Here is an 18,568-nt window from a genome sequence, read left to right on the forward strand (position 1 = left end):
TGCGCTGCGACAGCTCTGCTGCGATTTTCGGTGGCTCGTCCCGCGGTGCACCGCCTAGGGTCGTCCGGATGGATCTGAGCACCGTCGCCGTCCCGCACACCCTCGCCCGCCTGACGCCGTTGCTGCCCCCGCCTCCGGCTCGTGTCCTCGAGGCGGGCTGCGGACGTGGCGCGCTGGCCGCGGCCCTGATCGACCTGGGTTACGAGGTCACCGGCGTGGACCGCGACGCCGAGGTGGCCGCGGCGGCCGAGGCGCGCGGCGTGCCGGTGGTCCGGGCCGACGTCCGCGACGTCTCCGGTGAGTACGACGTCGTGCTGTTCACCCGTTCCCTGCACCACGCCGAGGACCTGGACGGCATCCTGGGCCACGCCACCACGTTGCTCGCCGGGGGCGGGCAGATCGTGGTCGAGGAGTTCGCCTGGGAGCGGGTGGACCACGCAGCCGCCGACTTCCTGCACGACAGTCGTGCACTGCTGGTCGCGGCCGGTCTGCTCGACGCCGAGACTCCCTCCGGTGATCTGGTCGAGGCCTGGGCCGCCGACCACGCCTCGCTGCACCGGGGCTCCGCCATGCTCGCCGCGCTGGACCGGGCCGGTGCGGATCTGACCACGGTGCCCACGGCCGTGCTGTGGCGCTTGCTCGACGGCCGCGGCGGTGCCTGGACCGAACCGGCCACCCGCGTTCCGGACGTCCTCGACGCCCTGCGTCGAGCCGAGGAACGCCGCATCGCCGCCGGCACCCTGCCCCCGGTCGGTCTCCTCGCCTCCGTCCGCCGCTGACGCCGTCCTCGTTCGAGGCCGGGTCCGCACCGTGGGGGAGCGGTCGTCAGCCGTCCGGTCCGGCCGTCGGGCCCACCCCTCGCGGCGTGCTGCCGACGGGAGCTCGGGCACCTCGTCGCCGGGTGTGCTCAGCTCGCCCACGCTGCTCAGCCCGTACCTGCAGGACGTCCTGCACCGGAGCCCGCTGTCCACGGGTGTCGGCTTTCTCGCCGAGGGCGTCGCGGTGATGATCGCGGGCGGCTCGGCCGCGCGGCTCGTCGGCCGTCCGGGCACCCCGGCGGTCCTGATGACCGGCCTGGTGTCGCGGTGCTCGCCGCGGTGGTGGCGGTGGCCACCGTCCCGGACACCGCGGCGCCGGAGGCCACCGCGGTCCGGCACGGAGAAGACGCCCGCCAGCACGGTCACCGCGTCCTGACCCCAGCGGCACGCCGTGGCGTCCACCGGTCGAGGTCGCCGACGAACGAGAGGAAGAGCACCGGGGCGGCCAGGAGCGTCACCCTCGGAGAGGACACGCGGCATATGATCAATATTCGGTGTTCGAGATCGACGGTTTCAGAACAAGTATCGCCTTCTTCACCAGATCGAGGGATTGAAATACAATCATCGCCGCCCTACGGTGATTGTGCTGCCATCGGTCGTGATGGTCCGCCCTCAACGTGCGGGGTATTCCATGACTACACCTGGTGATGTCCAGTCAGTGCCCAAGATCTTGTTTCAGCAGTCCCTTCAGCTCAGCGAGCGCATTTCTGACGACTGGGCGCGCATGCGTTCACAGCTCGTCTCGGCAGCCCATCTCGAGGCTGCTCACGGTGTGATCGCCGCCGAGCTGCCACTCGACATCCAGCTTGCCGAGGACGATGCTCGCCAACTCGTCGCTCTTTACAACCAGGCCGTCATCGACGGCCGGTACCTGAACAAGCTGACGGTGGAACCCGCCGAAGTGGCGCAGGCGCTCGGTGTGGAGATTTCAGCGGCCGCCGAGAACGGCCTCAAGCGCATCGGCGAACTCAACGCCGTCCGGGCCGCGAACGAAGAAGCGGCCGTGCCCTTCGTCGGCGTGGTCGCAGTGGTGGGCATCGTCGTCCTCGGAGTGGTCCTGGTCGTCGATCCGGCTGTCAGGTCCGAGGTCGTCGTCGACTCGAGTGGGATTGTGAAGCTCTAGCACCATGACCGCCGACAGCGCACCGAGCCACGACGTCGCCCTCATCAGCATGCCGTGGGCGCCTGTGCACGAGCCCAGCCTGGGGCTGGCCATCCTGAAGTCCTGCCTGACGGAGGCGGGGATATCGGCGCGGGTGCACCACTTTGCGCCGGAACTCCTCCGCTGGGTGACGTCGGACACCTATTCGCTCGTCGCTGATGCGTGGGGCTTGAACGAGTTCGTGTTCAGCGGCGAACTCGATCCGGTGCTCGGCCGGGATCAGCAGAGTGCCGTCATCAACCGGGTCGAGACGTACTGGCGGTTCGCCGACGGGAGGTGCGGCGCCGGGCGGTACACGCCGGCCTCGATGCTCGACCTGTTCATGACGATGCGCTACGACGTGGCGCCCAAGCTCCTGGACGTCGCCGCAGAGCGGGTTCTGGAGTCGTCGCCGAAGGTCGTCGGCTTCACGTGCCTGTTCGACCAGACCATCGCGTCGCTGGCGCTCGCCTCCGTCCTGAAAGCGCGGGATCCCGGCCTGGTGATCGTGTTCGGTGGCTATGCCTTGGAAGGTCCACCGGGGATGGCCGTCGCGAAGTCGTTTCCGTGCGTGGACCTCGTCGTGGTCGGCGACGGTGAACGGGCAATCGTCGACATCGCACAACGAGTGCTCGAGGGCCGTCCTCTCCCGCACGATCTGCTCGCCTCCGAACGGTCGGGCGAGCAGCGGACGATACGCGCCCCGCAGGTCGACATCAATCGAACGCCGACACCGGACTACGCTGATTGGTACCGTGACACCGCCCAGCTCGAGAAGGAACATCTCGTCAGCGTCCGCACCGAGGTGCTCCCGGTGGAGAGCTCCCGCGGGTGCTGGTGGGGTCAGCGCAAGCACTGCGTGTTCTGCGGGATCGACGACGACGCGCTGAAGTACCGGTATCGCGATCCCGAATCGACCACGGCGATGCTCGACGCGATGCGCGAACAGTACGGCGACGTCACCTTCCGATTCTCCGATTACATCATGCCGAAGGCGTACTACACCGACCTGCTTCCTCAGCTGGCCGCACGCGAGGTGCCCTTCCGCCTCCACACCGAGATCAAGGCGAACCATCCTCCGGAGCGTGTCGAACAGCTGGCCGCGGCAGGCTTCGTCGCGATACAGCCGGGGATAGAGTCCTTCTCGTCGACAGTGCTTCGCGCCATGGACAAGGGCGTGCGCGGAATCGACAACGTGTCCCTTCTCAAGGAGGGGTACCGACAACACCTGATGATCTACTACAATCTGCTGTACGGCTTGCCGGACGACGTGGTCGACGATTACCGGCAGATGTGCACTCTGCTCCCCCGGCTCTACCACCTGATGCCTCCGGTTTCGCGTACCGAGGTCGTCGTCACTCGTTTCGCACCACTTCAAGCCGATCCCCAGCGCTTCGGCATCACCACCGAGGCTGTTCACCACGAGTGCTACGACGTACTGTTCTCCGGTGACTTCCTGGCGCGAAGTGGATTGAAGTTGGACGACTACTGCTACTACTTCGCGCGAACATTCAGCTTCACCAGCGAACTGGCAACCGTCTACAATCAGCTCGTCCGGCAGGTCGACCACTGGAAGGCCCTCCACCGGTCCAGGTTCGTAGAGCTTTCTCTCGTGCCCACGGAGACCGGTGCGATCGTTCGCGATTCGCGGTTCGCACCGGTGCCGGAGGAGTTCGAGCTTTCCCGCGCGGCTGCCCACCTGCACAGCAGAGCTGACCGCCGCCCGGTGAGTCTGGCTCGAACGCTGGCGTCCGCGCGGTCCGACGGCGGGTTCTCCGCCTCGGAGCTCGACGACGCGGTGGCTCAACTGGACGAGCGCAGGCTTGTCTGGCGGGAGGGAGATCTGCTTCTCGGACTGGCGCTGCCGAAGGCCGTTGTGAACGCGCACCAGGACACAGCCTGGCCCAAGGGATGGCTGTCGAACTACGTCTAGACCGGTGGCTCGTCGCGCAACCGTGGCCGGGTGGTGGGGCCAGGTGCGGATGGGTGAGTCGGTGGCCGTACGACGCCGTGCTGGCGGTTGTGGATGGCCCGCAGTCACCGGGTGACGTGGAGGATCGCCAGTCTCACCGATCGTCTTCCGACGTCCCCCGCTCCATCGTGGGTCCAGTACCGCGAACCCCGATCGTTGAACGCGGGCCGATCAGGACACAGGACCGACTACCGGGTCAGCCCTCCGAGACGTGCCACCAGGACCACCGTCCCGGAGGTCGTCGGAGCCTCCGGCGTCGCGGTCGGGTCGCGCGCGAGCTGGGCGTCGGTGGTCGGCGGGCTCACGTCGGCGACCACCCGTGTCGCGCCGCTGTCGTGCACCGCGGCACTCGTCCCCGTCGCGCCCGCCTCAGCACGACGGGGGGACCGTCGAGCTGGTGAAGTGCGGGTCGGGTGGTCGTGTCCGCCGGGTGTGGTGGGGGAGTTGTGCTTAGCGTGGGTGGCCCCCGAACTGGAAGGATCATTCATGCGAAGGACTTTCACTGCGGTGGTCGTGCTCGTCGCGACCGCTGGCGGGATCGCCGCCGGTGCCGGTGCTGCGGGTGCGGAGCCCGGTGTCGACACCGAGCGGGTCAGGGCCGTTGCGCACGACAGGGTCGTCGACGGCGGCGAGGAGGGCTTCCCCAACGGCCTTCTCGACGGTCTCCTGGACGGCCTTCTCGACGACCTCGACGCCGGGGACTTCCTCGGCGGGTGACTTCCCCCGACCGGCAGCGGCACTCCCGGTCCGTGAGTGGCGAACTCGGGTCGTGCTGACGTCGGCCGAGCGGAGTGCGCTCGCGGTGACCGGGGTGCTCGTGCTGTGCCGTCCGCAGAACGCCGTTCTGCGGACGGCACGCCGATCCCGCGTTCGAGGAACTGGCAACGTGGTCGACCACCGCGCCCCGGCCCGAGGCCCGTCCCCGATCGACGGCGTCGCGGACGGACACCGGTGGCACGACACCACGACCGGGACGGTGGTGGCTAGTACCAGCCGGTGCAGGTGTAGACGGTCTGGGTGGCCTCGTTCACGGCGCAGGCGGACATGGTGTGGCCGTCGTCGTCGAACCACGGCGTGTAGACGGTGGACCCGGAGGTGATCATCGCGCTGGCGATGTTGTACTCGGTCTGGGCGGGGTCGCTGTTCCACCGCCTGCTCACGTGCACCCCGTCGCCGAGCCGTCCTCCGCGGACGCGGCCCCACGCGCAGGCGTAGGACGGGCTGTAGCGCAGTTCCGCCACGATCGAGCCGTAGGTCGCCGATCTCGCCGTGATCGCGTCACCGGCGATGGGCTCACCCCCGTCGCAACTGCGTGGCGCCCGCGGCGGTACCGGCGCGGCGGATGCCGGTGCTGCGGCCAGCAAGCCCGCCGTGGCGGCCAGCACCACACCGGCCACCACCGATCGCGACGTCGTCCTCTTCGCCATCACGTGCTCCCTTGATGTGCGAGCCCCGCCCCCTGCGAGGCCGTCGGCAGCGCCAGTAGAGCACCACGACCGTGGCGGAGGTAGGGGTTCTTCCTCGAACAACCCCATGGTGACCGCGGTCCGGCTGTTCGAGGGATCGCCGTGGTTGGATTCGAGAGCTGCCGTTCGGCCCGCTCTGGTGCGAGGAGCCGTTGAACCGCGCGGACTTCGCCCTCGACCACACCCGCCCGCCCGCCGGTCCACGACGGTCGTGAGCCGGCCTGCGGAGTCGTCGTCGCTGAGGCGTACCGGGTTCGACTCCGGGACGGGTATCGATCGGCCCGCTCCGCTGCGGAGTCCGTGTCCGAGCGGTTCTGGTCGAAGGGGCCGGCCGACTGCGGTCCGGCCGCCGTCCCCGTCGGCTGGCGCGAGCTGCTCGACCACACCGGCACCGCGGGCGTGGGCAGCGGTGCCGGGACGCGGGCGGTGCGGCCGGGTGCCCGGAGGCGCCGCTGGGTCGTGCGCCGCGCCGGCGAGTCCGTCGGTGCACCGTCACACGGCCGGTGTGCTCGGCGGTGACGGGCGGCGGCTGGCCGGAGCGGCGTGGTGCCGCAGCAGCGGGGTGCGGAGGGGCAGGTGTGTCAGGGCCTGGGCGGCGCCGCGGGCGATGAGGTGTGCACGGGCGGGGTGGCGCTGATCGGGTCGGTGCTGGTGCAGCGACAGCACGCCGAGGAGGGTGCCGTCCGGGGTGCGCAGGGGGTAGGAGGCCACGGCGCGGGTACCGGCGTCGAGCAGGACCTGCAGGGTGGGTGCTGCGGTGAAGACGGGACTGCGCGTGACGTCGTCGACTCGGACGGGTCGGCCGGTGGCCAGGACCCGGCCGCAGGCGCTGGGTGTGGCGGTGTCGACGGTGGAGAAGAAGTCCAGGAAGGCGCGGGGGAAGCCGTGGTGGGCGACGATGTGCAGCCGACCGTCGTCGAGCAGTTGCAGGTCGCAGGAGTCGGCGGCGGTCAGTGCCGCGGCCAGCACGGCCCTGATGAGCGTCGGGGTGTCGGCCAGGGCGTGCAACTGGGGGTCGAACAGCGCGGCGACCGTGCCGCCGCCGTGTCGGCGGGCGTGGCGCAGCAGCGCGGCACGGGTGTCGCGGACCTCGGCGTCGACGAGTCGCTGGTGCCGGTCGGCGGTGATCCGGTCGCGTTGGCGCGCCGCGTGCCGCCGTTGCGCGGCGGCCTCGGCCCGCAACGCGGACAGGACGGGCGAACGGGCGGGCTGCGGGACGAGCATGTCCGCATGATCGCCCCGCAGCCCGTGTGACGTCCAGCCCCCGCTCGCGCCCCTGGTGACCGCGGTGGCTGTCCAACGCCGACGAGCACCGCGCGCGGGTGTTTCTGCGCCGTCACGGGTCGGGCGTCACGTGGACGGACCAACCGTGCAGCACGGGCAGGACAGCGTGGTGCGGGTGGACGGCCGGGTCCGCGCCGTCGACGAGCGGACGTCGTGATCTCGTGCCGCGGTGGCGAGACCGTGACGACGAGGACGCGCACCTCGTGCGAGGGCGGTGGTCGACCGTCTGGTGTGGACGACTGCGGTCGTGGAGGGTGTGGCGGCGATCTGAGCGCCGGTGCTCGGGCGTCGCTTCGGGTGGTGGTGCGCGTGGTGACGGGGCGCGTCCGCCGGTGCACCGGAGACGCCGCGAGCCGTGCTCCGGAGTTCGAGCGCGACGCGTTCTCACCTCGTGCGGGTGGTGAGCCTCGTCGCTGTGCTTCGTCGGCCCAGCACGGGACGTCCGCCCTGGTCGGGGCGTCGGCGATGTCGTCGGCACGTGCCGCGGTCAGCTCCCGTGCCGGGCCACGGCCCTGCTCCTGGTCGAGAAGTCGTCCACCAGGAGCTTCGCCGCGTCTGCGACGTGCTCGCGGCCTCGCGGCGTTCAGGTCGGAAATGTCTCGGTGCCGCGGAGTTGACGAAATGCGGAATTTGCTGTCGAAGAATCGCTGTTTGTAGTGCGTGAAAAACCGTGGGTAGTGTGGTGGACAATCCGATCGCGATTCCCGTTCTGGAGGAAGCATGCCCTCGTCCGTTCTCGGTGTCCTTCCCGGACGGTTGCAGGCCTCCTACCTCCTGGAGGCCGAGCGGTTCGCCTGGTGGGGGACGAGCGATCCCGCTGGCGACGCCGCGGCGCTCGGCCTGCCGCCCGGTGAACGGCGTGAAGTCCGGTTCGCGCTGCCCGACCGCGACCGCGCGACGGTGTGCGCGACCGACGTCCCCGCGGCACTCGTTCCGACGCGGGCGGCTCTCGACGCCCTGGTCGCGATGAACCCGACGGCGAACGCCGGGCGGTCCCTCCGAGCCTGGGCCGGCCTCGCGTCGGTCATCAGGACCGGCGAGCAGCCCAGCGCGGCGCTGGTCGAGGGTCTCCCGACAGCCGGCCACGCCGCCCTGGGCCTGGACGGCACGACGATCTGGTCGGCGGGGGCCGTGGTCGAAGCGGTCCTCCGACACGCGAGCGCCAGCGGGAGCGACTCCGTCGTCCTGCGCCCCTACCAGCAGGCGGGCGTCGCCTGGCTGCTCGCGTCGGAGTCCGACGGCGGCGGTGTGCTCGCCGACGAGATGGGGCTCGGCAAGACCCTGCAAGCGATCACGGTGCTCCGTGCGCGGCCGAGCGCGGGTCCGCACCTCGTGGTCTGCCCGACGTCGGTGCTCGGCAACTGGCGACGGGAGTTCGCCCGGTTCGCTCCGGCCCTCCCGGTGCGCACCTACGTCGGCGCCACCCGTCGTTCCGCCGACCTGCGCGGCGTCGTCCTGACCAGTTACGGCGTCCTGCGTTCCGACGCGGCTCTGCGCGCGACGACGTGGGACGTGGTGGTTCTCGACGAAGCGCAGCAGATCAAGAACCCGGACGCTCAGGCGGCCAGAGCCGCCCGCGCCCTCGACGCCCGCCTCCGGCTCGCCATGACCGGCACACCGGTGGAGAACCGGCTCGACGAGCTCTGGTCCTTGCTCGCGTTCACCAACCCGGGGCTGCTCGGCACCAGGAGCCGGTTCCGGCAGCGGTTCTCCGTCGCGGTCGAACAGCGTCGGTCGGCGGCTGCGGCGGAGCGACTGCACGAGCTCGTCGGTCCGCACGTCCTGCGCCGCCGCAAGGTCGACGTGGCACCGGAACTGCCCGCGAAGATCGAGACGACCGTCGTCTGCGCGCTGACCGCCGAGCAGGAGGCGCTCTACCGGGCCAGCATCGACGAGGCCTTCACCGCCGGACTGGGGAGCGGTGTCGGTCGCCGTGGCCGCGTCCTGGCACTGCTCGGCCGGCTCAAGCAGATCTGCAACCACCCGGAACTGCTCGAACCCACCGGCGGTGAGCTGCGCGGACGCTCCGGCAAGCTCGACCGGATCACCGAGATCCTCGCCGAAGTCGTCGACAACGGCGATCGGGCACTGGTCTTCACCCAGTACCGGGCGACCGGTGACCTGCTCGCCCGGCACCTGCAGGAGCACGTGACCGGAACGCCGGTTCCCTTCCTGCACGGCCAGCTCTCCAGCGCCGCCCGCGAACGCACGACCACGGAGTTCACCGACGACCCGGACGGCCCGCCGGTGCTGATCCTGAGCCTGCGCGCCGCCGGGTTCGGACTGAACCTGACCCGCGCGACCCACGTGGTGCACTACGACCGGTGGTGGAACCCCGCGGTGGAGGCCCAGGCCAGCGACCGCGCGCACCGGATCGGGCAGACCCGCACGGTCACCGTTCACACCCTGATCACCGAGCGGTCGATCGAAGAGGCCGTCGCCGACCTGCACGCCGGCAAGCGCGACCTCGCCGGGGTGGCCGCGGGGGAGCTCCCCGCGGTGAAGACCGACCTCGCGCGGCTCGGGGACGAGCAACTGCGCGCCCTGCTCGCCGAAGGGGTCGCGCGATGAGCGACGAGTTCGCGAACTCCGTCTGGGGACGGGACTGGATCCGGTTGGCCCAGCCGGTACGGGTGACCCGCGCCAACCCGCTCATCCCCAAGGCGCGGTCCCTGACCCGCAACGACGGGGTGGACGACGTCACGATCGCGCCCGGCCTGGTCACCGCCACCGTCGACGGGCAGCGCACCACCGTCCGCTGCAGCACCTGGACGGAGAAGCAGACCGCGGACGCCCGCCCGCTCGTCGCCGGAGCACCCGACGACCTCCCGGCCGAGGTGCACAACAGCCTGCGCGAACGGGGCCTCCCGCCCCTGTCCGACGTCGAGAGCGACTGCACCTGCACCGGACGCACCCGCCCCTGCGTCCACCTGCTGGCCACCTTCTTCGAGGTGGCCAGGCGGGTGGACGAGCGCCCCCGGCTGGCACTGCTCCTGCGCGGCCTCGAACCAGGGGCCACCTCGACGACCACCCGCATCCCGCTCGGCGTGGTCGACCCGGTGACCTTCTACGGCGAGGTCTGAGCGGAGCTGCTCTTGGCGCCACTCCCGATCGGGGAAGCGCGCTGGTGCGCCCGCGTGAACGAGGAACCTCGTCCACCGTGGTCACCGGCGGGTCTCGACGTGCTGGACCGTCACGACGAAACCGATCGTCAGCCCGTCGAACAGGCCGGCGCGATCGCCGCGGTGTGCCGGAGTCGGGCGATGTGAGCAGAGTTCGTACTTCATGCGGACCGGCTGTTCTTCCGCGTTCTCCTCCGGTGCGCTGCGAAGGTGATCGCCGCCGTGGTGAGCAGGGTGCCGAGTGCGACCAGCAGCGCCGGTACCAAGGCGTCCCGGTGCACGGTGACGAGGACTCCGGTGAACGCGTCGTGTCCGGCGTGGAAACCCGTGCCGAGCCACAGCGCTCCACTGGCCGTGCGGCAGGCCGCGAGCACCAGCCCGAACCCGGTTGCCGTGGCCGCGTAGGTCAGGCGCTGGCCGAGCGTGGTCGCGCCGCTGTGGGAGAGCACGTGGATCGACCCGAACAGCACCGAGCTGACGACCGCGGCGGCCCAGAGCGGCTGCACCTCGCGCAGGTTGCCGAACACGTAGCCGCGGAAGACCAGCTCCTCCGGGAAGCCCTGCACGAGCAGCGTGGACGCGGTGGTCGTGACGATCACGTCGGTGAGTCCCACCGTCGCCGTCGTGGCCGTCGCCCTGCCCCAGTCGGCGTGGCCGAGCCAGACGGTGATCCCCCCGGCGACCGCGGTGACCGCGGCGGCGAGCGCGACCCCGAGGAGCAGTTGGGGCAGCGTCCTCCGGTCGCACGACAGACCGGTGCCCCGCCACGTTCCGCGGTCCACGTGCCGTCGCAGCAGGAGGACCATCCCGAGCGTGCTCGCCGACATCACCACGCCCGCGATCACGAACGAGATCGTCGTGGGCAACGACGCGGTGGCCCGTCCGACTCCCAGGCCGACGACGAGGAGGCAGCCGAAGAACCCGGACAGGGCCAGCAGAACTCGCCACGTGCGACACGACAGGCCGCGGATCACGGCCGAGGAGGTGAGGTCCATGCGGGAAAACTAGGAGGGGTCCGGTGTCAGCACATCCGGCCGCGGACGGACGACGCGTCACGATCGTGCCCATGACGGAAGTCATGGGCACGACACGACCCCCGAGGTCGATGCGGACCACCCGCACGCCACCTAACCTCGACGGGGTGGACGTGCGTTCTCCCGAGCCGATGCGCCCGCTGCTGTTCACGGTCCTGTTCTGGATCACCGTGCCGGCAGTGCTGACGCTGCACGCCCTCGGCGCACCGACGTACCCGCCGGGGCTGGGAGTCGTGCCGCTGGCGGGGTTGCTGGTGGTGCTGATCGCGCTGTGGCTCGCGCTGCCGTGGGAGCTCGCCGTGGCACGCAGGCGCAGACCGGTGACGGCGGTGTTCCTGATCGTGTGCGTGGTGCTGGCCTACGTCGACGGCAGCGGGTTGATCGCGCCGCTGCTGCTGATCGGGCTCGGCAACGTCGCGCAGGTCTTCGGCAGCCGCGAGGCGTTCGGAACGCTCGGCGTGCTGCTCGTGCTGTTCTTCTTCGGGGGACTGACCTATCCCCACCTCGACTGGAACGACGCGCTGCGCAGCACGCTGACCATCGCCGTGTTCTGCGCCTTCGGCATCGTCGCGGCCGCCTCGGTGCGGACGGCGCGGATGCACCAGGCACGGGCCGGTCACCTGCTGGACGAGCTGACGGCCGCGCGCGCCGACCTGGACCGGCACGAGGAGCAGATCCGGCGGCTGGCGGTCGCCGAGGAGCGCGCACGGATGGCGAGGGAGATGCACGACTCGCTGGGGCACCACCTGACCGTGATCAAGGTCGATCTGGAGAACGCGGAGAGGCTGCGCACCCGCGCCTCGACGCAGGCGTGGGCCGAGGTGCGCCAGGCCAAGCAACTGACCGTGCAGGCGTTGGCCGAGACGCGACGAGCGGTGCGCGCGCTGCGCCCGCTCGCACTGGAGGGGCGCCGGGGCAGTGCCGCGCTCGGCGAGCTGGCCAGGACATTCGACGGCGCGGACGTCCGGGTCGACCTCCGGGTCACCGGCCCGGAGCACGACCTCGGACCGGACACCGAGATCGTGCTCTACCGGGCCTTGCAGGAAGGACTGACCAACGTGCTCCGGCACGCCGGTGCGGGCACGGCCACCGCCGAACTGAGCTTCCCGGACGGCGGGGCGCGGCTGGTGATCGCCGACGACGGATCGGGCGCACCGACCGAACCGGTGCGGCAGGGCTTCGGACTGGGCGCGCTGGCCGAACGCGTGGCGGAGCTCGGTGGCACGCTCACCGCGGGCAACCGGCCGGGCGGCGGGTTCGAACTGCGCGTCGAGCTGCCCGCCGGGGAACGACCGTGATCCGGGTGATCCTGGTCGACGACCAGGTGCTGATGCGCCGCGGCCTGAGGACGTTGCTCGACGTCGAGGAGGGCGTCGAGGTCGTCGCGGAGGCGGCGAACGGCGCGGAGGCGCTGCCGATGGTGGCGGCGCAGCGGCCGGACGTCGCACTGGTCGACGCGAGGATGCCGGTGATGGACGGCGTCACGCTGATCGCCGCTCTGACCGAGGACTTCCCGCACGTGGCGTGCATCGTGCTGACCACCTTCGAGGAGGACGAGTACCTCTTCGGGGCGTTGCGCGCCGGAGCTCGCGGCTACCTGCTCAAGGACACCTCACCGGACGATCTCGTCGCGGCGATCCACAAGGTCGCGGCAGGAAAGACCGTCCTCGACAGCCCGGTGGCGGCGCGACTGGTCGCCGAGATCGTCCACCCCCACCCCGCGGAGGTTCCCCACCACGAACTGCTGTCCTCCCGCGAGGCGGACGTGGCCGCCCTGGTGGCCACCGGAGCCAGCAACAAGGAGATCGCCGCGCACCTGTTCATCACGGAGGGCACGGTGAAGAACCACGTGTCCAGCGCGTTGCGCAAGCTCGGCCTCAGGGACCGCACCCAACTCGCACTGGTGGTGCGGAGCGGCATCTCCGAAACGCGGTAGCGGTGCTCCGCGCGAGAACACCGGCGTTCTCCGGTTCGAGCGCACGCCCAGCGGTCATCACGTCACCGCGATGTCGTAATCCGTGCCAAGGGCCTCCCGGTGCGCACGACCGGCGCGGATACTCGGAAGATGCGTACTCCGACCGTGCTGGCGACCGTGCTGGCCACGCTCCTGCTGTCGGCGCCGGTGGCCACCGCCGCGGCCGCTGCTCCCGTCGAGACTCCGCCTGTCGGCGCGGACCCGTCGCACTGCTGGTTCGCTCCGCCTCCCGGCTCGGGCTGGACCACGACCACCCGCAGGTTCTCCACGTGCGCGCGGTGCGAGACCGCTGGCGCGGCGGGTGTGAGCAGGGGGGACCGGGACGCCTACCGCTGTGCCTTCGTGCCCGTCGGGCTCGACGGCGACTTCTCCCCGTTCTTGCCCGACGGCACCCGGCGGACGGCGGCACCGGACCCGTACGTCGACGCGGTCGCACCCGCCAACGAGGTCCAGGTGGACGACGCGGCCGAGCTGACCGGAGCCCCCGACGGTCGGTACGCCGTGGTGCACGGGCGGTTCAGCAGGTTCCTGGTGCTCGACCTCGGCGCAGGCGAGGAGGGGGTGGGTGATCTCCAGGTCCACTACGCCCTGCGGCCGAACGACGTGTTCGGCGTCAGCGCGGACGTCCACTTCCTGGACCGGGACGGGAAGCGTCTCGGACAGGGGCAGCTGGTCGTGATCCGCTCCACCGGCGTCGCGACGGTCGAGAACCCGTCGCCGGAGCCGTACCGCTACCTGAAGATCCTCACGGGCGTGCGCACGATCTCCTTCGACTCGATGCGGGCCGCCGACCTGGCCCCGCCGTCCGGGGCCTGATCGGGAACCGAGCGGCGGTGCTCCGGTCACCGCTCGCACGTCAGACCGCTCGTGGTGCGGCACGAGAACGCGGTGCTCCGCGCCACCGGCACGTCACCAGGTGATCGGCGAACCGGTCCGGCGACCGCGTCGCCGTGAGGCGGGTACCGCGCGGCAAGGACGGGACGTGGGCCGAACGTGACCGCGCGGGCCGGTCGCCATCACCTGGAGGGACCACTGCTCGCACCGCTGGTGTGGTGACGCAGGTTTTTGTCCCACACTGCCGGAGGCTTGGCCAGGATCTCCGCGGCGTCAATAATCGCTGATGGGTTTCCACCACGGGGGCACAACTTCCTGCTTGTCGAAATCGATCGGGCCGTCCGCCGCTGTGGCGGGTGGACGGTCAGCGGATTCGGGGGCGTGACTCTTCGGTCGGCAGTGGCGCGCAGACTTCCAGAGCACCTCTCCGCAGGAGAGTCCGTCTACACGATTCGTCTTCCTCCCGGCCCGCAGCGGCCACGCGCGGCCGTGATGAGCGGTGCGGCCGACGGGCCGGTCGCAGCCGCGCGCCCTCCCTCCACACCGGACGGTCGGTGACGGCGGGAACGTCCGTGTTCCCACCAGTTCCGGCGACGAGGGCTGCGTCGCCTCGATCTGCTGACCGCTCGTCCTTCCACGCCTGCCGCGGCGGTCCGCGCTGACGCGCCGGACCGGTCGACGGGCGGCACCCGACACCGGGCGGCCTTCCCGGCCGCGTCGTGCGAGAACAGATGATGGGAGAACCATGTCCGATTCCAGAACGCGGCGACGCTCTCTGTCGCGCAGACTCGTCACAGCGGTCACGGTCACGGCCACGGTGTGGGCCGCGACGGTCGCGGTCGTCGCGGCCCCGCAGGCGGAGGCCCAGGTGGAGCCGTCCGACGTCGTGGTCACCCTCGGTCCGGGCGCGAGCACCGAGGTGGCCAAGACGGTCACCACCCCGGAGGTTCCGCCCAATCCCGACCTGGTGTTCCTCGCCGACACCACCGGGAGCATGGGCGGCGCCATCGCCGACGTGCGGAACAACGCCGGTGCCGTGACCAGCGCGGTGCTCGACGCCGAACCGACGGCGCAGTTCGCGGTGTCGGAGTACCGCGACGCCGGGGACCCGTTCGTCTTCCGCGTCAACCAGAACCTCACCGGCGACACCACCGCCGTGCAGAACGGGATCAACGCCTGGGTCGCCTCGGGCGGCGGCGACTTCCCCGAAGCCGCCATCACCGCGCTGTTCGAGATCGGCAGCGGTGCCATCGCGTTCCGCCCCGACGGCACGCGGATCGTGGCGTGGTTCGGCGACGCACCGTCGCACGACCCCAGCCAGGGGCACACCCTGGCGGACGCGATCGCCGCGCTGCAGGCCGCCGACGTCCGCGTCATCGCGGTCAACATGGGCTCGGCCGGCGCAGGACTGGACCAGGGCGGGCAGGCCACCGCGATCGTGAACGCCACCGGGGGCGTGCTGCTCAACAACGTTCCGGCCGACCAGGTCGCGCAAGCCATCCTCGACGGCATCCAGGCCGTTCAGGTCACCGTCACACCCACGATCACCGCGTGCGACCCGCACCTGACCGTCGGGTTCGCACCCGCGAGCCGGGTCGTGAACAGCGGCGAGGACGCCACCTTCACCGAGACGATCACAGCAGCCCCCGGTACCCCGGCCGGCACCTACCACTGCACGGTCGACTTCCTGGTCGACGGCACCTCGCGGGGGTTCCTGGAGCACAACACCGTGCACGTGCCCGGCCTGTCCGTCGACGACATCACCGTCGCAGAGGGCAACACGGGCACCACGCCGGCCACCCTCGCGGTGACCCTGGACCGGCCCAGCCCCGACCCGGTGACGGTCGACTTCGCGACCGCCGACGCCACCGCGACCGCACCCGCGGACTACGTGGCGACCGCCGGCACCGTGACCTTCGCACCCGGACAGACCACCGCGCCGGTGACCGTGCCCGTCAACGGCGACACGGTGGACGAGCCGGACGAGACGTTCACCGTGACGCTGTCCGGGGCCAGCGGTGCGGCGATCACCGACCCGGTCGGTGTCGTCACGATCCTCGACGACGACCGGGACGGGGTGTTCTCCTGCCGGGCCAGCGCCCTGAACCTCCTCGGCGTCGAGCCCGTGGTGGCCAACCCGGCCGACGTGCCGTGCGTGGACGACGACACCACGCTGGCGCAGGTCGACCTGAACGCCGCGGCGCTGAGGGTGAGGGCCCGGGTCCTCTCCGCCGTCACCGACCAGACACCGGACGACCTGACCACGGCCTCGCCCGCCGCGGGTGACAACGCCACCGCGACCGCGCGGATCGACACGACCACCATCAGCACCCTCGGCCTGACCGTGGAACTGGGTGTGATCGAGTCCGAGGCCGTGGCCCGGTGCGTTCCCAGTGGCACGGGACTGGCCCCGCAGTTCTCGGGCAGCTCGACGATCGCCTCGCTCAAGATCAACGGTGTGCCGACGACCGTCGGATCCGCGCCGATCACCATTCCGCTGGTGATCGGCTCACTGCGGCTCAACAGCACCGAGACCACGGCGACCTCGGTGACCCAGCGGGCCGTGGTGCTGGACACCCCGCTGGCCGACGTGGTCGTCGGTGAGGCGCACGCCGACGTCCACGGCACCGGCGCGCACCCCGGCGGCAACCCCTGCACCAGCTGACTCCCGGTCACCGGAAACGTCCGCGTCCCAGCGGGACGGGCCGCCGCCACGACACCTGGCGGCGGCCACCGGCACCGCGGTGGCCCCCGCCACGCCGCCGAAGCAGCCGCCGAGCGAAAGGGCGTTCGGCGGAGTCGTGCGCCCCGGACCACACCGCCCGAACTCCTGGCAGAACGGCGCTCGTCGCTGGGACCGAACTCGACGTCCACGACGTACCAGCCGTCGACCCATCCGTGCTCGCACACCCGGTGACCGCGGGAGAGCTGGCTCAGGACCCGGCCGCCGGGGGCGTCCCGGTAGTTGGCCAGGTCGACGTCGACCTGGCACCAACTGCTGGGTACCGCCAACGCTGCCGCTGCTGAGGCGGTCCGCTGCGCTTCCGCGCCGGGCCCGCTCGGTGCCGAACTCGGGGTGAGACTCGTCGGCGCGGCGCGTCGACCACAGCCGCCCGACACGCGGAACCGCTGACCGGGCAGCGCTCCACGGTCCCCGCCGACGTCCGGGATCTGGGCGACGCGTGGCGGACTCGGCCGCGCTCCCGGCATCGCGCGTCACCACGTCCGCGTGGTGGACGCCCCGGCACCGCGACGGTCCCACCCGCGGGGTGACGAGCATTCCCCGGCGAGTGTGCTGTGGCGCGGTGGGAACCGGCCGGTGCTGCTGGTGGTGGAGCACCGCCGCACCCGGAGGCCTCCCGCGTTCGACCCGAGACGCCGTCGACGGCCCGATCGGGCGCCACGCCTACGACCGGCGGTCCCGGTTTCTCCGCCGCGCCGCTTCGAGCTGCTCGAAGCCTCCGAGCACCCTGACCCCGACGAGGGCGGCGGTCAGGAGGACGAGGAGGACGACGTGGGCCAGCCACCTCGCCTCGGGGGCGAGGACGCCCAGGACGACGCCGATCGCCGTGGACGTGACGATGCCTGCGACGGCCAGCAGCGTCCACGCCTTGCGGGACAGGGGCTTGCGCTGATTCACGGGATCTCCCGTCACCGGTTGTCCTTTCACCGTGGGCAGCACGGCCGACGAGGCTGCGCCGAGCGCGTGCGGTCCGTCGGGCCCTACTGCGAGCCGTCCTGGTTCTTCTTGCGCTGTGCGGAGATGCCCGCCCACCAGATGAAGAGCGTCATGCAGCCGGAGAGCAGCACTCTGATCGGCTCGACGACCAGACGCTCCTCCGACAACGAGGGCGCGAGCACCGTCGAGGACAGCCACATGAGCACCACGCACACGAACTGCACGCCTTCCGACCTGGTCTTCGGCAGAAGAGACACCGCGCACTTCCCTTGCCCTCGATGAGGACCCGCACTGTCGCGCAGGCCCCGGACGACCGTGACCGCACACCTCCCGGACTCGCCTGCGAGGGCGCTGCTCGTGTTCTCAGCGGTGTCGGTGTGTTCCCCTCGACGTAGCGGTGTCGGCACCGTGCCCGCTGTCGTGGCGAGCATCGGGTTCCCGGTTGTCGTGCTCGGGCAAACTCCGAGCACGACAACCGGGTGAGGTCCCGCGGGTCACCTGCGGCATCGGCCCAGCGGAGAGGGCCGGTGCCGGTTCAGCGTCCGTTGCGCCGCGGTCGTCGGCAGTCCTGAGCGCTCCCGGCTGGGCTGTCGCGGGTGGTCGGGGGCGAAGGGGTCAGCAGGTGATCACCGACTTGGCCCGGCGGCTGCCCCGGCAGCCCGTTCGACCTCCGCCCGCCGCTTCTCCCAGAGCGCCGCGTCCCGGGCCGTGCCGTCCGCGTTCATCTCGACCTCGCCGTCCAGCTGCTCCCGCAGGACGTCGGCGTGCCCGGCGTGCCGGCTGGTCTCCGTGAGCACGTGGACCAGGACGTTGAACAGCATCACGTCGGGACGTGGCCACCAGGGCACGTGGCCCGGCGAGTCGACGGCGAGAGCGGCGATCGTCGCGTCGGCGTATTCCCAGACGCGTCGGTAGCGATCGGTGATGTCCTCGCGTGTCTCGTGCTCGGTGGCCCACATGTCGGTGCCGCGCTGTCCGAGGTCGTCCCACCGGGGGACGGGTTCGGGGAACGGCCGGTCGAAGACCTCGCCGAAGTACCGGGCCTCGGTCACCGACAGGTGCTTGACCAGACCGAGGAGGTTGGTTCCGGTCGAGGTCAGAGGACGGCGGACGTCGTACTCGGACAGCCCGTCGAGCTTCCGGAGCATCACCTCGCGGATCTCTCGCAGGTCGCTGTGCAGGTACTCCTTCGCGAAGTCGTCGATCACGAGTACGAGCGTGCACCACCAGCCCCGCACCCGCA

General features: G+C 71.1%; 18 protein-coding genes. 11 read left to right on the top strand and 7 right to left on the bottom strand.

Annotated elements, in window-relative coordinates; all coding sequences use genetic code 11:
• Window positions 1–68: 68 nt before the first annotated feature.
• The 4 genes from IMZ35_RS24110 (at window position 69) to IMZ35_RS24125 (ending at window position 3,892) form a co-directional block, all read left to right on the top strand.
• Window positions 69–779 carry a class I SAM-dependent methyltransferase gene (locus tag IMZ35_RS24110; protein ID WP_199443471.1) on the top strand — a complete coding sequence of 237 codons (711 nt, stop codon included), beginning with the start codon at window positions 69–71 and terminating at the stop codon, window positions 777–779.
• A 124-nt stretch (window positions 780–903) separates the two neighbouring features.
• Window positions 904–1,194, top strand: coding sequence for a hypothetical protein (locus IMZ35_RS24115; RefSeq protein ID WP_199443472.1), 291 nt, complete (start codon window positions 904–906; stop codon window positions 1,192–1,194).
• A gap of 282 nt (window positions 1,195–1,476) precedes the next feature.
• Entirely contained in the window at window positions 1,477–1,941 is a 465-nt protein-coding gene (locus IMZ35_RS24120) for a hypothetical protein (RefSeq protein WP_199443473.1), read from the top strand.
• A gap of 4 nt (window positions 1,942–1,945) precedes the next feature.
• A complete protein-coding gene (locus tag IMZ35_RS24125; protein ID WP_199443474.1) occupies window positions 1,946–3,892 on the top strand; it encodes a RiPP maturation radical SAM C-methyltransferase in 1,947 nt (648 codons plus the stop codon).
• A 227-nt stretch (window positions 3,893–4,119) separates the two neighbouring features.
• Here IMZ35_RS24125 and IMZ35_RS24130 read toward each other — a convergent pair whose 3' ends face one another.
• A complete protein-coding gene (locus tag IMZ35_RS24130; protein WP_199443475.1) occupies window positions 4,120–4,272 on the bottom strand; it encodes a hypothetical protein in 153 nt (50 codons plus the stop codon).
• A 145-nt stretch (window positions 4,273–4,417) separates the two neighbouring features.
• Between IMZ35_RS24130 and IMZ35_RS24135 the strand changes: the two genes are divergently transcribed.
• Window positions 4,418–4,648 (top strand): hypothetical protein, encoded by a 231-nt coding sequence (locus IMZ35_RS24135; RefSeq protein ID WP_199443476.1) that lies wholly within the window; start codon window positions 4,418–4,420, stop codon window positions 4,646–4,648.
• Between the two features lie 266 nt (window positions 4,649–4,914).
• Here the strand turns inward: IMZ35_RS24135 and IMZ35_RS24140 are convergent, their stop codons facing one another.
• Together IMZ35_RS24140 and IMZ35_RS24145 are read right to left on the bottom strand one after the other, a co-directional pair.
• Window positions 4,915–5,358 carry a DUF2690 domain-containing protein gene (locus IMZ35_RS24140; protein WP_199443477.1) on the bottom strand — a complete coding sequence of 148 codons (444 nt, stop codon included), beginning with the start codon at window positions 5,356–5,358 and terminating at the stop codon, window positions 4,915–4,917.
• Between the two features lie 531 nt (window positions 5,359–5,889).
• Window positions 5,890–6,621 carry a GAF domain-containing protein gene (locus IMZ35_RS24145; RefSeq protein WP_199443478.1) on the bottom strand — a complete coding sequence of 244 codons (732 nt, stop codon included), beginning with the start codon at window positions 6,619–6,621 and terminating at the stop codon, window positions 5,890–5,892.
• A gap of 780 nt (window positions 6,622–7,401) precedes the next feature.
• Here IMZ35_RS24145 and IMZ35_RS24150 point away from each other — a divergent pair.
• Window positions 7,402–9,252: a DEAD/DEAH box helicase gene (locus IMZ35_RS24150; RefSeq protein ID WP_229373123.1), complete on the top strand. Its 1,851-nt coding sequence runs from the start codon at window positions 7,402–7,404 to the stop codon at window positions 9,250–9,252.
• Window positions 9,249–9,764, top strand: coding sequence for a hypothetical protein (locus IMZ35_RS24155; RefSeq protein WP_199443479.1), 516 nt, complete (start codon window positions 9,249–9,251; stop codon window positions 9,762–9,764). The genes IMZ35_RS24150 and IMZ35_RS24155 overlap by 4 nt, the downstream gene beginning before the upstream one ends.
• 200 nt (window positions 9,765–9,964) lie before the next feature.
• On the opposite strand, the gene IMZ35_RS24160 is transcribed toward IMZ35_RS24155, so the two are convergent.
• Window positions 9,965–10,798 (bottom strand): CPBP family intramembrane glutamic endopeptidase, encoded by an 834-nt coding sequence (locus tag IMZ35_RS24160; protein WP_199443480.1) that lies wholly within the window; start codon window positions 10,796–10,798, stop codon window positions 9,965–9,967.
• A 146-nt stretch (window positions 10,799–10,944) separates the two neighbouring features.
• Here IMZ35_RS24160 and IMZ35_RS31910 point away from each other — a divergent pair, with 146 nt between their 5' ends.
• The 4 genes from IMZ35_RS31910 to IMZ35_RS24180 all read left to right on the top strand — a co-directional run bounded on the left by IMZ35_RS31910 (window position 10,945) and on the right by IMZ35_RS24180 (window position 16,311).
• Window positions 10,945–12,135: a sensor histidine kinase gene (locus IMZ35_RS31910; protein ID WP_199443481.1), complete on the top strand. Its 1,191-nt coding sequence runs from the start codon at window positions 10,945–10,947 to the stop codon at window positions 12,133–12,135.
• Window positions 12,132–12,773 (top strand): response regulator, encoded by a 642-nt coding sequence (locus IMZ35_RS24170; protein WP_199443482.1) that lies wholly within the window; start codon window positions 12,132–12,134, stop codon window positions 12,771–12,773. The genes IMZ35_RS31910 and IMZ35_RS24170 overlap by 4 nt, the downstream gene beginning before the upstream one ends.
• A 129-nt stretch (window positions 12,774–12,902) precedes the next feature.
• Window positions 12,903–13,628 carry a hypothetical protein gene (locus IMZ35_RS24175; protein ID WP_199443483.1) on the top strand — a complete coding sequence of 242 codons (726 nt, stop codon included), beginning with the start codon at window positions 12,903–12,905 and terminating at the stop codon, window positions 13,626–13,628.
• Window positions 13,629–14,391: 763 nt separating this feature from the next.
• Window positions 14,392–16,311 carry a Calx-beta domain-containing protein gene (locus IMZ35_RS24180; protein WP_199443484.1) on the top strand — a complete coding sequence of 640 codons (1,920 nt, stop codon included), beginning with the start codon at window positions 14,392–14,394 and terminating at the stop codon, window positions 16,309–16,311.
• Window positions 16,312–17,052: 741 nt separating this feature from the next.
• Here IMZ35_RS24180 and IMZ35_RS24185 read toward each other — a convergent pair.
• From IMZ35_RS24185 to IMZ35_RS24195, 3 genes are all read right to left on the bottom strand, one after another.
• Window positions 17,053–17,286 carry a hypothetical protein gene (locus IMZ35_RS24185; RefSeq protein ID WP_199443485.1) on the bottom strand — a complete coding sequence of 78 codons (234 nt, stop codon included), beginning with the start codon at window positions 17,284–17,286 and terminating at the stop codon, window positions 17,053–17,055.
• A gap of 83 nt (window positions 17,287–17,369) precedes the next feature.
• A complete protein-coding gene (locus IMZ35_RS24190) occupies window positions 17,370–17,582 on the bottom strand; it encodes a hypothetical protein (RefSeq protein ID WP_199443486.1) in 213 nt (70 codons plus the stop codon).
• 369 nt (window positions 17,583–17,951) lie between these two features.
• Window positions 17,952–18,533: a DinB family protein gene (locus IMZ35_RS24195; RefSeq protein WP_199443487.1), complete on the bottom strand. Its 582-nt coding sequence runs from the start codon at window positions 18,531–18,533 to the stop codon at window positions 17,952–17,954.
• Window positions 18,534–18,568 lie beyond the last annotated feature (35 nt).

This window comes from Umezawaea beigongshangensis (assembly GCF_016464305.1).
In the GTDB taxonomy this organism is placed as follows: Bacteria; Actinomycetota; Actinomycetes; order Mycobacteriales; family Pseudonocardiaceae; genus Umezawaea_A; species Umezawaea_A beigongshangensis.

Coding starts and splice junctions, on each gene's coding strand:
- IMZ35_RS24110 (WP_199443471.1), top strand. CDS start 69: ATGGATCTGAGCACCGTCGCCGTCCCGCACACCCTCGCCCGCCTGACG.
- IMZ35_RS24125 (WP_199443474.1), top strand. CDS start 1,946: ATGACCGCCGACAGCGCACCGAGCCACGACGTCGCCCTCATCAGCATG.
- IMZ35_RS24135 (WP_199443476.1), top strand. CDS start 4,418: ATGCGAAGGACTTTCACTGCGGTGGTCGTGCTCGTCGCGACCGCTGGC.
- IMZ35_RS24140 (WP_199443477.1), bottom strand. CDS start 5,358: ATGGCGAAGAGGACGACGTCGCGATCGGTGGTGGCCGGTGTGGTGCTG.
- IMZ35_RS24145 (WP_199443478.1), bottom strand. CDS start 6,621: ATGCTCGTCCCGCAGCCCGCCCGTTCGCCCGTCCTGTCCGCGTTGCGG.
- IMZ35_RS24150 (WP_229373123.1), top strand. CDS start 7,402: ATGCCCTCGTCCGTTCTCGGTGTCCTTCCCGGACGGTTGCAGGCCTCC.
- IMZ35_RS24155 (WP_199443479.1), top strand. CDS start 9,249: ATGAGCGACGAGTTCGCGAACTCCGTCTGGGGACGGGACTGGATCCGG.
- IMZ35_RS24160 (WP_199443480.1), bottom strand. CDS start 10,798: ATGGACCTCACCTCCTCGGCCGTGATCCGCGGCCTGTCGTGTCGCACG.
- IMZ35_RS24175 (WP_199443483.1), top strand. CDS start 12,903: ATGCGTACTCCGACCGTGCTGGCGACCGTGCTGGCCACGCTCCTGCTG.
- IMZ35_RS24180 (WP_199443484.1), top strand. CDS start 14,392: ATGTCCGATTCCAGAACGCGGCGACGCTCTCTGTCGCGCAGACTCGTC.